Origin of the sequence: uncultured Buchnera sp., assembly GCF_913776765.1 — a bacterium.
Classification (GTDB): domain Bacteria; phylum Pseudomonadota; class Gammaproteobacteria; order Enterobacterales; family Enterobacteriaceae; genus Buchnera; species Buchnera aphidicola_AO.
Map to the genome: position 1 here is coordinate 418,185 of NZ_CAJYPO010000001.1, position 14,365 is coordinate 432,549.

At 24.4% G+C, this 14,365-nt stretch carries 12 protein-coding genes; 2 read left to right on the forward strand and 10 right to left on the reverse strand.

Translation table 11 applies throughout. The features are described from left to right. The first annotated feature begins 202 nt into the window (after positions 1–202). Positions 203–1,663, forward strand: coding sequence for a cardiolipin synthase (cls, locus tag QZ401_RS02080; protein WP_295164502.1), 1,461 nt, complete (start codon positions 203–205; stop codon positions 1,661–1,663). A gap of 192 nt (positions 1,664–1,855) precedes the next feature. Here the strand turns inward: cls and ribA are convergent, their stop codons facing one another. From ribA to mnmA, 10 genes are all read right to left on the reverse strand, one after another. Next, on the reverse strand, positions 1,856–2,446 hold the full coding sequence (gene ribA, locus QZ401_RS02085; RefSeq protein WP_295164503.1) for a GTP cyclohydrolase II: 591 nt from the start codon (positions 2,444–2,446) through the stop codon (positions 1,856–1,858). 131 nt (positions 2,447–2,577) lie between these two features. Then, positions 2,578–3,288: an orotidine-5'-phosphate decarboxylase gene (pyrF, locus tag QZ401_RS02090; RefSeq protein ID WP_295164504.1), complete on the reverse strand. Its 711-nt coding sequence runs from the start codon at positions 3,286–3,288 to the stop codon at positions 2,578–2,580. A 119-nt stretch (positions 3,289–3,407) separates the two neighbouring features. Further along, positions 3,408–4,364: a lipoyl synthase gene (gene lipA / locus QZ401_RS02095; RefSeq protein ID WP_295164506.1), complete on the reverse strand. Its 957-nt coding sequence runs from the start codon at positions 4,362–4,364 to the stop codon at positions 3,408–3,410. A 126-nt stretch (positions 4,365–4,490) separates the two neighbouring features. Beyond that, complete coding sequence (gene lipB, locus QZ401_RS02100) at positions 4,491–5,141, reverse strand: lipoyl(octanoyl) transferase LipB (RefSeq protein WP_295164508.1); 651 nt, start codon at positions 5,139–5,141, stop codon at positions 4,491–4,493. A gap of 70 nt (positions 5,142–5,211) precedes the next feature. Continuing rightward, a complete protein-coding gene (locus QZ401_RS02105) occupies positions 5,212–5,847 on the reverse strand; it encodes a YchE family NAAT transporter (RefSeq protein ID WP_295164511.1) in 636 nt (211 codons plus the stop codon). Positions 5,848–6,021: 174 nt separating this feature from the next. Beyond that, complete coding sequence (rnb, locus tag QZ401_RS02110; RefSeq protein ID WP_295164513.1) at positions 6,022–7,962, reverse strand: exoribonuclease II; 1,941 nt, start codon at positions 7,960–7,962, stop codon at positions 6,022–6,024. Between the two features lie 188 nt (positions 7,963–8,150). After that, complete coding sequence (locus tag QZ401_RS02115; protein ID WP_295164516.1) at positions 8,151–8,933, reverse strand: enoyl-ACP reductase; 783 nt, start codon at positions 8,931–8,933, stop codon at positions 8,151–8,153. Between the two features lie 71 nt (positions 8,934–9,004). Further along, the gene (locus tag QZ401_RS02120; protein ID WP_295164520.1) at positions 9,005–9,631 is read right to left on the reverse strand and encodes a transglycosylase SLT domain-containing protein; all 627 of its coding nucleotides are present in this window, start codon (positions 9,629–9,631) and stop codon (positions 9,005–9,007) included. Between the two features lie 47 nt (positions 9,632–9,678). Beyond that, positions 9,679–11,049: an adenylosuccinate lyase gene (purB, locus tag QZ401_RS02125; protein WP_295164522.1), complete on the reverse strand. Its 1,371-nt coding sequence runs from the start codon at positions 11,047–11,049 to the stop codon at positions 9,679–9,681. A gap of 153 nt (positions 11,050–11,202) precedes the next feature. Beyond that, positions 11,203–12,306, reverse strand: coding sequence for a tRNA 2-thiouridine(34) synthase MnmA (gene mnmA / locus QZ401_RS02130; RefSeq protein WP_295164524.1), 1,104 nt, complete (start codon positions 12,304–12,306; stop codon positions 11,203–11,205). A gap of 264 nt (positions 12,307–12,570) precedes the next feature. On the opposite strand from mnmA, the gene lepA reads away from it, so the two are divergent. Beyond that, positions 12,571–14,364, forward strand: a complete 1,794-nt coding sequence (gene lepA / locus QZ401_RS02135) for a translation elongation factor 4 (RefSeq protein WP_295164526.1) — start codon at positions 12,571–12,573, stop codon at positions 14,362–14,364. Position 14,365: the final 1 nt, after the last annotated feature.

Genomic DNA, 14,365 nt, shown 5'->3' on the forward strand with positions numbered 1-14,365 from the left:
AAGTGTTGAATTCATTAATTTTAAAATATATTTTTTTATTTTAAATACTAAATTATTACTTTTTTATTTCAAAAAATTTTTATAAAACATTAATATTTATTAAATAAATGATTAATTTTTATTTCATATTTAAAAAATATAAAAATATTTAATAAAATATAAAACACTTTTATAAAAAAGTATGAATAGGACCTTCAAATGAATGGATATTTTCTATGATTTAATAAAATGGCTGGTTGTATTAATATACTGGTTACTAATTGCTAATATTACTTATCGTATTCTAATTAAACGCCGTAGTATACCTTCCTCCATGTCTTGGCTTTTAACTATTTATATTCTTCCATTCATAGGAATAGCCATTTGGTTTTTCTTTGGCGAGTTATATTTAGGAAAAAGACAAAAGAAAATAGCAAAAAAAATTTGGTCTATATCTAATACATATCTTAATGAACTTAAATCTTATAAATATATCTTTCAAATAAAAAATAGCGAAGTAGCTACTTCTTTATTTCAATTGTGTAAACATCGACAGGGAATTTCTGGAATTAAAAATAATAATATAACTCTTTTAACTAATACTAAAAAAACCATAGAAGTTTTAATACGTGATATTTATTCAGCACGTAAAAATATTGAAATGGTATTTTATATTTGGAAACCAGGTGGGATTGCTGATGATGTAGCTGTTGCTTTGATAGATTCTGCTAAACGTGGAGTACATTGTAGACTTATGTTGGATTCAGCAGGAAGTGTAGAGTTTTTTAGAAGTCCCTGGTTTAATATTATGAAAAAATCTGGAATTGAAATTGTAGAAGCATTGAAGGTTAGTTTAATGAGAATTTTTTTACGACGTTTAGATGTAAGACAACATAGAAAAATTATACTAATTGATAATTATATTTCTTATTCGGGTAGTATGAATCTCGTCGATCCATATTTATTTAAGCAGTCTTCAGGGATAGGTCAATGGATTGATTTAATGACAAGAATAGAAGGTCCTATAGCTACAACAATAGGAATTATTTATTCGTGTGATTGGGAAATTGAAACGGGTTTTAAAATTCTACCTAAATTACCAAGTAAAGAAATGTTAAAAAAAAAATGTAATCAAAACTCTAGTGTTCAAGTAATTGCATCAGGTCCAGGATTTCCTAAGAATGTAATTCATCAAGCATTGTTAACTGCCATTTATTCAGCAAGAAATGAATTAATTATGACTACTCCATATCTTGTACCTAGTGATGATTTATTACATGCTATTTGTACTGCCGCTCAAAGAGGTGTAAAGGTCAGTATTATTATACCTTTATACCATGATTCTATTCTAGTCAAATGGGCAAGTAGAGTGTTTTTTAGTGAATTATTAGAAGCAGGAGTAAAAATATATCAATTTAAAAAAGGATTATTACATAGTAAAAGTATATTGATTGATCAACAACTTAGTTTAATTGGAACTGTTAATTTAGATATGAGAAGCTTATGGTTAAATTTTGAAATTACCTTAGTTATTGATGATAGTAAATTTAGTCATAATTTATGTTCTATACAAAAAGAATATATTGCTAATTCTCGATTATTAGATAAAAACATTTGGTCTATGCGTGCATATTGGACTCGTGTTTTAGAAAAGATTTTCTATTTTTTAAGTCCATTATTATAATTTTAAAAAACATTTTTTATAAGTAAATATACATTCAAAAATTTTTAGGGGTTCATTAAAAAAAACCCCTGATATTTAAAATAAGAAAAAAATATTTAAAATTTTTTAAAAATATATATGTAATTTAATTTTTTAATTTATGAAGTATTATTACATAATATGTAATTGTTACGTATATATTTTTTAAAAATTTTACTTAAATAATAAATGACCCATTTTTTCAGCTTTAGTTTTTAAATAATTAGCATTTTTATCATTCTTTTCTACAATAATAGGAATTCTTTCTACAATTTCTATTCCAGATGCCACAAGCATTTCAACTTTAAATGGATTATTTGTTAACAAACGAATTTTTTTTATATTCAAAATATTGAAAATATCAGCGCATAATGAAAAATCTCTTTCGTCTGCAGAAAAACCAAGTTTTTGATTGGCTTCAACAGTATCTAAACCTTTATCCTGTAAAGAATATGCTTTAATTTTGTTAAGAAGACCAATATTTCTCCCCTCTTGACGGTGATATATTAATATACCATTCCCTTCTGAAGCAATTTTACTCATTGCCATTTCTAATTGAATACCACAATCGCATCTCAAACTGAAAAATGCATCTCCTGTTAAACATTCAGAGTGCACTCTAGCAAGAGTAGGAACGTTTTTTTGTATATTTCCATATACAAGAGCAATATGATTTTTTCCATTCTTTTTTTCTTCAAAACCAAATATTAAAAAATCTCCCCAAGGAGTTGGTAAAATAGCTTTTTCTATTTGAACTAATTGCATAAATTCTCCAATTTTATTGTACTTAATGATTTAAAGAAAAAAATAGTTGATAGTTTACATATAGAAATATTTTTTTTAAAAAATACTCTTAATAATTTGTTTTATACAAACATTTATTAATCTAGAAAACATTATTGCATAGATTCTATTATAAAATTTAATTTTTTAATCGGATTCTTGGAATTTGTAATAGAACGTCCTATAACTATATAGTCTATTTGACATTCTTTGGCTTCTTTTGGAGTAATAATATGCTTTTGATCAAATGAAGAATCAGTTGAAAACCTAATACCTGGAGTAACAATTTTATATTTATCTCCATATAATAATTTCATTTTTTTTGCTTCCCTTCCTGGACAAACAATTCCATCTAAACCACAATCATTAGATAATTTCGACAATATTAAAATATAATCTTTTAATGATATTTTAATTCCAATTTCTTTTAAATCTTTTTCTGTTAAACTAGTTAATACAGTTACAGCAATTAATAAAGGGGCTTTTTGAAAAGATTTCAAAGCTTTCTTTGCTGAAAGAAGCATATTTTTACCACCAGATGCATGAACACTCAACATCCATATTCCTAAATCTGCAGCGGCTTTTGTTGCATTAAATACAGTATTGGGGATATCATGAAATTTTAAGTCAAGAAATATATTAAACCCTAATTTATGTAATTCTTTTACAAATTTACATCCTAAAATTGTAAACATTTCTTTACCAACTTTTAGATAAAAAATAGAAGGATCAAGACGATCTACTAATTTCATAGCTTCTTTCTTGGTACAAAAATCTAAAGCAATGATAATTTTGGGAATATTATAATGATTGGGATGTAACACTATTTGACCTCTATTAAAAATAATTTTTATATATTTTTTCCAATGTATCAAGATGCTAATTAAATAATATTCAAAATATTTATTTAAAATAAATAATAATGAAATTTTTAATAAATTAATTATTTTTTAATAAATAAATTTGTTTGAAAACTAGCATGGTATGATGAACGGACAAAAGGTCCGCAAAATGCATTAGTAAAACCAATAGATAATGCTTCTTTTTTTATATTTTCAAATTCTGCAAGCGGTACATAACGTTGTACTGGAATATGATTGGTACTAGGTTGAAGATATTGTCCTATTGTCAATAATGTAACACCACTTGAATAAAGATCTTTCATTACTTGAATAATTTCTATATCTTTTTCACCTAATCCTAGCATTAAACCTGATTTTGTAGGAATTTCAAAATATTTTTTTTTGAAAGATTCTAATAAAAATAACGATTTTTTATAATCAGCTCCAGGACGTATCTTTTTATAAAGACGAGGAACATTTTCTATATTATGATTAAAAACGTCAGGTAATCCTGAATTAAAGATTTTTAAGATTAATTTTACTCTTCCTCTGAAGTCAGGAACTAATATTTCAATTTTAACTTGATTTTTTTTTCTAATTGATTTAATACAATTAACAAAATGTTGAGCGCCTCCATCATATAAATCATCTCTTACAACTGAAGTAATTACTACATAATCAATACCCATATCAAATACAGTTTTTGCTAAATCATTTGGTTCCTCTACATTTAAAGAATTAGGTTTACCATGAGAAACCGCACAAAATGGACAATTACGAGTGCATTTTGATCCAAGAATCATAAACGTTGCAGTTCCATGATTAAAGCATTCTGGTAAATTTGGACAATTAGCTTCTTCACAAACAGAATGCAAATTATTTTTGCGTAAAGCATCTTTTATTTTACGAATACGAGATGTATCAATAGGTATTTTAACTTTTATCCAATTAGGTTTGTTGAGTTTTGTTGTTTTTTTAGAAAAATTTTTAGTAGGAATAATATTTAATATTTTATTTTCTTTTTTAATTTTAAATAAAGAATGTTTTTTTTTATTCATAAAATCAATTGTCTCGATTAGAAATATTAATTTCTATTATAGTTATTAACTTAAAAATAATTATTTAACAAAAATTTTAGATTTTTCATTAAAAAATATAATTCTTTCTGAGAATTATTATTAATATTAAAATTTTTTTTCAATAATTGAAACATTTAATAATTGAGATAGTTTTTTAATTAAAATTAAACGAATATCTTTTAATGTTAAAAAAGTATTAAATTCTTTAATTTGCGTCATTTTCATATTAACATCACCACAAGGATGAATGTAATTGAATGGTGTTAAATCCATATGAACATTTAATGATAGACCATGCAATGTAAATCCTTTTTTTACTCTTAATCCTAATGAACATATTTTTTTATTATTTATATAAACTCCAGGAGAATTTTTTTTAATATTTGATTTAATAGAAAAATAATCTAGAGTTTCTATGATTAGATTATGCATTATATTTATAAGATCACGAATAGTGATTTTTCGACGTTTTAAATCAATTAAAAAATATAATATTTGTTGTCCAGGACCATGATATGTAATTTGACCACCTCTGTCCGTAGTTACTACTGGAATATTGTAAAGAACATTATCATTAGATGTACTTATATTTTTTTTGTTTAACAAACCTTGAGTAAAAATTGGATAATGTTCTAAAAACCAAATTTCGTCAAATGTATAAATATCACGTGTTTTCGTAAAGAAATGCATTTTATTAAACATTTCAATCCAATGTTTTAAACCAAAATTGCGAAAAAAAATAATTCTATTATTCAATGAATAAATCCAATTTTTTTTAATTTAAAATATACTAAATAAAATAAAAAATATTAATTTTAATACATTACTAATGTAGTAGTTCAGAAAAAATAGACTTTATTCCAATACTAAGAAATTCTATTCCTAAAGACATCAGCAATAAACCCATAATACGTGTAATAATATTAATACCTGTTTTTCCTAATATTTCAACTACACATGGAGCAGCTCGAAAACATAACCAGCAAACAAATGAAAATAAAAAAATAGCTATACTACACCCTAAAAAGTTAATCCAAGTAGAATAATAAGTACTCCAAACAATAGTTGAGCTAATTGCTCCAGGTCCTGCAATTAATGGCATAGCTAAAGGTACAACACTTATGTTTTCTTGATTTTCTTCTTTACTTGTTTTTTTATTTTTTGTAAATTTTCCACTAATCATAGAAAAAGCAATACCAATAATCAGTATTCCACCTGCTATACGAAACGAATTAATAGATATACCAAAAGCATTTAAAATGCTATTACCTAAAAATAAAGATATTAACAAGATTAGAAAAGCGGAAAAATTAGCAATTAAATTAGTTTTCTTTCGTTCTAGATCAGATTGATGATTAGTCATAGTTGTAAATATGGGAATCATTCCAATTGGATTAACTAAAGCACATAAACTTACAAAAAATTTTATATATATAGAAAAATCAAACATTGAAATATGCATATTATACTCTTAATTTATATTGAATTTCTTATAATTATATTAAAATTATAACAATATTTAATATAATGAAATTATTAAAAAAATATCAGTTTAAAGAACTGAGATAATATAAAAAATATATTTTTATATATAAATTTAATTAAAAAATTATTTAAATATTATTAATGTTAGTATTTAATTATCAAGTCGTGCAATAATACTGCGTGTTTGTAATCGAATTTCTGAAAGAACAACTCGTATTAAATCAGATATTTTATAGTGTAAAATACCTTTAATAAAGACTTTTCCTGTTTCTTGACTAAAAATTAATTCTTCTCTAACAGGGTGTAAAAATAAAGCAGGGATAAATACGTTTGCACCGTTTTCTAATAATTTAGCTCTTATTCCACTTCTAGAAACATCTGTAATTTCAGCATTAAATTTTTTATTTTTATATTCTTTTTTTTGTAGAAGTAAGGTATAAAGCCAATCTGAAACATCTCTTTCTGCGATTCTATTACGACGTTTCTGCTCACTAATTTTTAATTTTATATCTTCACTAGGCTTAGTAATATTTTTATCTTTATTAATAATAGATTTTAATAAACGATGATTAATCATATCACTATATTTTCGAATAGGGGATGTCCAAGTGGCATACTCTAAAAGACCTAATGCAAAATGAGGTCCTGGAGTAATACTAAAATCTCCAAAAGATTGATAACGACGAATGCGGCTATTAACGTAATTATTAGATAATATGTTTAAAACACGTCTAAGATTACAAAATCCTTTTAATGTAATTATTTCTTTTGCAGTAAATTTTAAGTTATAATTTTCTAAAAAAGAAACAACATTTTCAGCATTAATAAAATCAAAACCAGTATGTGTATTATATATTCCAAATCCAAGATTTTTTGATAAAAAATTAGCAGCAGATATATTTGCTATTATCATTGATTCTTCGATAATTTTATGTGCAATACGTCTTTTTTCTACAACAACATCTTCTACAATTCCAGTGTCCGAAAATTGAAATCTATATTCTAAACTATCTTTAAATAACACGGAATTTAATGCCCGCCATTTTATACGTAATAAACATAAACGATGTAAAAGTAATATTTGATTTTCAATTAATTTTGTTTCTGGCTTCCAAGAACCTATTTTTTCAATCCAATCTGATACATTTTCATAAGATAATTTTGATTTAGATTTAATCCATGCTAAAAAAAAATTAATTTTTTTACAAATATTTCCGTCTTTTAAAATATTAATACGACATGCTAATACTGGACGGCGTTCGTTGGGATTTAAGGAACACATATCTTCTGATAAATTACGAGGTAACATGGGAATATTGAAACCTGGTAAATAATTTGTAAATCCTCGTTTTGCAGCAATAATATCTAATTTACTACCACTCTTTATATAAGAAGTTGGATCTGCAATGGCTACAGTTAAACAAAAACTACCGTCATTATTTTCTTGAATAAAAAGAGCGTCATCAATATCTTTTGTATTAAAGTTATCTATTGTAATAAAATTGCAATGAGTTAAGTCCTTTCTATCAGAATCATCTTTCAAAATAAGATCATCTTTTTCTATTTTAGGTGCTTTTCTCTCAAGATTATGACGTGATAAAGTTACCCACCATGGTATAAGTGGATTATTTGCCTTAACTATTTCTTCAACTAATTCAGCATAAAATATATGATTTCCGTTAAGTTTATGTTTAATTAATTTTGCTACAGCCCAATCCCCTGTCTCAAAAACATCAATACAATTTTTTTTAGTTCGGCATAATATACAGTCTTTTAAAAACGGATAGTCTGGTAAAATAAACAATTTGTTGTCTTTTTTTTCAATCTTCCCCACAAATCGATTTAAAAAAGGTTCAATTAACTTTTCAGGTTCAGCTATTTCACGATCTTTTTCCACTTTTAACAAAGCTAATATTTTATCTCCATGCATAACATTTTTCATATTTTTAGGAGGTATAAAATAACTTTTTTGTGCATCAACTTCTAAAAACCCAAATCCTCTTTCAGTACTTTTTACTATTCCTTCAACCCGTGGTGTTTTAGCATGTAGATTTTTTTTTAATTGCGCAAGTAATGGATTGTTTTGGAACATAATAATACTACCTAATTACCATAGTAGAAAATAAATAATTAATAATTTTAATATATAACTTATTTGAAAAATATCATAGATAAATTTTATTAAAAATTTCAATGAAGATTAGTATTATATTTGTCAAATTACTTTAAAGTTAAATTTTAAATTAATAAAATGAAAAAATATATACGAAAATTTTTTATTTAAATAATACAATCTATTCCATTTAAATGAAAACCATGGTCAACATTAATAATAGAACCAGTAATTCCAATAGATAAATCAGAGCATAAAAAAGACGCAACATTTCCTATTTCTTCACTAGTAACATGATTTTTTGTTAAAGATAAAAGTTTATGTATTTTTTTTATTTTTTCAAAATTTTTAATTTGATAAGAAGATACAGTTTTAATGGGTCCAGAAGAAATAGCATTAACTCTGATATTTTTTTTACCTAATGAATGAGCCATATAGCGAACATTTGCTTCTAGAGAAGATTTTGCTAAACCCATCATATTATAATTAGAAACTATTTTTTGTGAACCTAGATAAGATAATGTTACTAAGGAGGAAAATTTTTTTAACATGTTTTTACATTCTCTTACCATGCTTAAGAAGCTATATGAACTAATTTCGTGACATATATTAAAGGATTCTCTATTACTACCTTCAATAAAATCTTCATGCATTTTTTTTTTAGGACAGTAAGCAATAGAATGAACTAATCCATCAAAATTTCCCCAAACTTTTTTTATATTAAAAAATAATTCTTTAATATTTTCATCGTGAGATACATCACAAAAAAAAATGGGATTATGATTAATTGATTGAATTAAATGTTTGATTTTATTAATTATTTTTTTATTTTGACAAACAAAAATTAATTCTGCTTGTTGCTTATACATTGACTTTGCAATACCAAATGCGATTGATTTTTCATTTAATATACCAGTTATTAAAATTTTTTTACCTTTTAAAATGCCCATTTTAAAATTCCAAAATATATATTATATACGTGAAAATGTTCTATTTTTTATATTTAAAAATGGTAAAATATTTAAATTAAATTATAAATTCTTATCACTTTTTCTAAATATTGTGAAGCCTGTACTGATGGATGTTTTTTTACATACTTAAAAAATGTTTTTACTGTCATAGAATTTATTATTTTTATTGCTTTATTTCTATTTTTAGAAAAAATTTTTAATAATGCACTCGTTCCATTAACATATGCAACAATGGTTGCATATCTCATTATTTCCTTATTTTTTATGCCAAATAAATTTTTTTTTTGTAATAAATTTATATAAGAAGTACCAATATTAATATTTATTTTAGGATTATATAATTCTTTAACAGAAGGCTGACCTTTTTTTCCATTTAAACGATATATTTCTAGACCTGCTGCAGACGGTTTTATTTGCATTAAACCAATTGCATTTGATTCGCTTTTAGCATAAGGATTACCAGAAGATTCAGCATAAATAATAGATTTGATTAATTTTTCTTCAACATTATATTTATTTGATGCTTTCTTAATAAGAAAATTCCAGTTATAAATAGTCTTTTCTATATTTTTTTTATTTAAAAAAGAATAATTATTTGCTGTAATTTTTTTTACATTTAAATAATTATTGCATCCCATTATTAATATAATAGAAAGAATTAGTATTTGTAATGTCACCAAAAAAAATTCCTTAAAATTAAAATATAAATATGTAAATAATATATTTACTTTATTTCATCAATAATTTGACTAGCTGCTCCAATATAGTTAGATGGAGAGATTTTTTTTAAACGTTCTTTTTCTATCTTTGGAATATTTAGTTTTTCAATAAATTTATGTATGTCAATTTTTTTTATTTCTTTTCCTCTAGTTAATTTTTTTAATTTTTCGTATGCATTTTCAATTTTATAACGACGCATAACAGTTTGAATTGCTTCAGATAAAACTGACCAGTTTTCATTTAAATTTTTTAGCAATTGTGAAGTATTAATTTTTAATTTATTTGTCCCAGATAAAACTGAATGATATGCAATAATAGAATATGAAAATGCTACTCCTATATTTCTTAAAACAGTAGAGTCACTTAAATCACGTTGCCATCTAGAAATTGGTAATTTATTTATCATATGGTTCATTAAAGCATTTGATAATCCTAAATTACCTTCAGAATTTTCGAAATCAATAGGATTGATTTTATGAGGCATAACAGAAGAACCTATTTCTTGATCTATTGACTTTTGTTTGAAATAATTAAGCGAAATATATCCCCAAATATCACGATTGAAATCAATTAATATATTATTAAAAAGAGATATACATCCAAAAAATTCTGCAATATAGTCATGTGGTTCTATTTGTGTCGTATATGGATTCCAAGAAATGCCAAGTGATGTTATAAATTCTTTGCTTACTGCATGCCAATTAATTTCTGGATAAGCTACCAAATGCGCATTGTAGTTTCCAGTAGCACCATTTATTTTACCTAATATTTCTATTTTTTTTAATTTATGATATTGACGTTGCATGCGATAATAAAAATTAACCATCTCTTTTCCCATAGTAGATGGAGTAGCTGGTTGTCCATGGGTTAGGGATAACAATGGAATATCTTTATATTGAAAAGCGGCTTTTTTTAAAAATTTAATTATCTTTTTCCACAACGGTAAAATAATTTCATCACGAGCATTTTTTATCATTAGAGCATATGCTATATTATTTATGTCTTCTGAAGTACATAAAAAATGTACAAATTCTAAAAATGGTGATAATTTTTTTGATTGCGAAATTTTATTTCTTAAAAAATATTCTAATGCTTTAATATCGTGATTAGTTTTTTTTTCTATATTTTTAATACATATAGCATCTTTTTCATTAAATTTTTCAAAAATACTATCAAGAAATAATAAATCTGACTTTTCTATATTTTCAATCTCTGGTATTTGACGGATATTAATTATTTTTTTTAACCATTGAATCTCTACATTAAGACGATACTTTAAAAAACTAAATTCACTAAAAATATTTCGTAATAACTTAGTAGAATTAGAATATCGACCATCAATTGGAGAAATAGCTGTTAATGAATTCAATTCCATGTTTTACGTTCCTAATTTTTAAAAATTATAAAAAAATTCATAAATTAATTTTTTTAAATTTTTTGTTAAAAACATCTAAATATATGATTAAAAAAATTATTAAAAATAAATTATATTGAAAATAATTATTTTTATTTCTTAAAAGTCAATAAATTATAAAAATGGTAATCTTGATTTTATAACCCCCCCACCTATACATATTTCTGATGAATAAAAAACTATTGATTGTCCAGGTGTAACCGCAATAACAGGAGAATCAAACAAAACTTTAATAAAAAAATTACTTATATATTCTATAGTACAAAAAACATCAGTTTGACGATATCTTATTTTTGCTTGACAAAAAAAAGGGAAATTAATTTCATCGTTATTTATCCAATTAACTTTTTCAGCTACTAAACCTATAGACATCAATTTTTTATTAAATGAACCTTGAGCAATAATTAACGCATTATTTTTCATTTTTTTTTCTACTACATACCATGGTATGTTATATTTTCCCTTAATCCCCCCAATTCCCAAACCTTTACGTTGTCCTAATGTATAATAAAATAAACCGTTATGTTTTCCAACAATTTCACCATCAGTTGTGATGATATCGCCCTTTTTTTCTGTAATATAACGATTTAGAAAATTATTTATTTTTTTAGGCCCAATGAAACAAATTCCAGTAGAATCTTTTTTTTCAGCAACGTTTAAACCAATTTTTTTTGCAATTTTTCTAACTTTATTTTTTTGTAAACTTCCAATAGGAAATAAAATATTTTTTAGTTGTACACTTTTTAAGGTATATAAAAAATAGGTTTGATCTTTGTTTAGATCTATTCCTTTTAAAAGATAATATTTTCCATTTTTTTTCTTAATCTGTGCATAGTGACCGGTAGCAATATAATCTGCTTGAAGCTCTTTAATTGAATAATCAAAAAATATTTTAAATTTAATTTCTTTATTACATAATACGTCAGGATTTGGAGTTTTTCCTTTTTTATGTTCAATCAAAAAATTTTCAAATACCTTTTCCCAATATTCTTTAGAAAAATTTATTTTATGCAAATGAATATTTAATTTTTTACATACATCTTCAGCATCAGATAAATCCTGAGCAGCACTACAAAATTTTTTTTTATCATCCTCCTCCCAATTCTTCATAAATAAACCTTCTACTTGGTAGTTGTTTCTTTTTAAAAACCACGCAGAAACTGATGAATCTACACCTCCAGACATAGCGATAATTACTTTTTTCTTTTTTTCTTTCATAAATAATTAGATCTTAATTTTTTAAAAAAATATTAAATTTAATATTTTTTTGAAATAAAAAAATTATTTTTTAATATTACAAAAAATTTTTAAATATTTTTTATATCTATAGAAATTTTACTAATTGAATTTATATTATATTCAAATGAATATAAGAAATATATTAAATATTTATACTTTTAAAAAATATTAATATAAAATAAATTTTCAATATATTTTTAAGTAAAAATTTTAACTAAATTAATTTTTAAAATGGTCAAAAAAATGAAAAATATAAGAAACTTTTCTATTATCGCTCATATTGATCATGGAAAATCAACTTTGTCTGATCGTTTAATTCAAAAGTGTGGTGGACTTTCTGAAAGAGAAATGTCTGACCAGGTTTTAGATTCTATGGATTTGGAAAAAGAAAGAGGTATTACAATTAAAGCACAAAGCGTAATGATTGATTATATAAATAAAAATGGTAAGATTTTTCATTTGAATTTTATTGATACACCTGGTCATGTAAATTTTTCCTACGAAGTTTCTAGATCTTTAGCAGCATGTGAAGGTGCATTATTAGTTGTTGATGCAAGTCAAGGTGTAGAAGCTCAAACATTAGCAAATTGTTCTACTGCTTTAGAGATGAACCTATCAATAGTTCCAGTATTAAATAAAATAGATTTACCTAATTCAAATCCGGAAAAAGTAGCTAAAGAAATTGAAGATATTATTGGAATTTCAGCATTAGATGCAATTAGATGTTCGGCTAAAACTGGTCAGGGAATAGAAGAATTAATAGAACATATTATTAATAAAATTCCAGCACCTGATGGTGATGAAAGTCAACCATTGCAAGCGCTTATTATCGATTCATGGTTTGATAATTATCTCGGTGTAGTATCTTTAATAAGAATTAAAAACGGAATAGTTTCAAAAAAAGATAAAATTAAAGTGATGAGTACAGGAAAAACATATTTTGTCGATCATTTAGGTATATTTACACCAAAAAAAGTAAATAAAAATTATTTAAAATGTGGAGAAGTAGGTTGGATTATTTGTGGCATCAAAAATATTTCTGCAGCTCCAGTTGGAGATACATTAACAAATGCTAAAAATCCAGCAATCAATATGTTGATAGGTTTTAAAAAAATAAAACCTCAAATTTATGCTGGTTTATTTCCTACTACATCAGATCAATATGAAATATTTAGAGATGCTTTAGGGAAACTTAGTTTAAATGATTCTTCTTTGTTTTATGAACCAGAAAACTCAACTGCTCTTGGTTTTGGATTTCGGTGTGGTTTTTTAGGATTACTACATATGGAAATTGTTCAAGCTCGTTTAGAACGAGAATATTCTCTTGATCTGATTTCAACAGCTCCAAATGTAATTTATCAAATAGAATTAACGAACGGGAAAAAAGTTTATTTAGATACTCCTTCAAATTTTCCTATTAACAGCGAAATAAAAAAAATAAAAGAACCTATTGTTGAATGCAATATTCTATTACCACCTAAATTTCTTGGTCCAGTTATGAAATTATGTATAAAAAAAAGAGGAACTGAAATTAACATGATTTATCATGAACAACAAGTGTCTTTAAAATATCATATTCCAATGAACGAAGTTGTTTTAAATTTTTTCGATGAATTGAAATCAGTTTCAAGTGGATATGCTTCACTAGAATATGATTTTAAGCATTTTAAAACTGTTAAAATGGTTAGAATAGATATTCTAATCAATTCAGAGAGAGTAGATGCATTAACAATAATTTCTTATTATAAAAATGCGCAACATCGTGCTCGCGAAATAGTTGATAAAATGAAAGAATTAATCCCTCGTCATCAGTTTGATATTAATATTCAAGCAACTATTAATAATTCTATTGTTGCTAGATCAACAATTAAACAATTAAGAAAAAATGTATTAGCAAAGTGTTATGGAGGTGATGTTAGTAGAAAAAAGAAACTATTAAAAAAACAAAAAGATGGTAAAAAAAGAATGAAAAAAATAGGAAATGTTAATATGCCAAAAAAAGCGTTTCTTGCAATTTTAAATATTAATAACAATTAGA

Coding starts and splice junctions, on each gene's coding strand:
- ribA (WP_295164503.1), bottom strand. CDS start 2,446: ATGCAATTAGTTCAAATAGAAAAAGCTATTTTACCAACTCCTTGGGGA.
- purB (WP_295164522.1), bottom strand. CDS start 11,049: ATGGAATTGAATTCATTAACAGCTATTTCTCCAATTGATGGTCGATAT.
- QZ401_RS02115 (WP_295164516.1), bottom strand. CDS start 8,933: ATGGGCATTTTAAAAGGTAAAAAAATTTTAATAACTGGTATATTAAAT.
- QZ401_RS02105 (WP_295164511.1), bottom strand. CDS start 5,847: ATGCATATTTCAATGTTTGATTTTTCTATATATATAAAATTTTTTGTA.
- lipA (WP_295164506.1), bottom strand. CDS start 4,364: ATGAATAAAAAAAAACATTCTTTATTTAAAATTAAAAAAGAAAATAAA.
- lepA (WP_295164526.1), top strand. CDS start 12,571: ATGAAAAATATAAGAAACTTTTCTATTATCGCTCATATTGATCATGGA.
- cls (WP_295164502.1), top strand. CDS start 203: ATGGATATTTTCTATGATTTAATAAAATGGCTGGTTGTATTAATATAC.
- mnmA (WP_295164524.1), bottom strand. CDS start 12,306: ATGAAAGAAAAAAAGAAAAAAGTAATTATCGCTATGTCTGGAGGTGTA.
- rnb (WP_295164513.1), bottom strand. CDS start 7,962: ATGTTCCAAAACAATCCATTACTTGCGCAATTAAAAAAAAATCTACAT.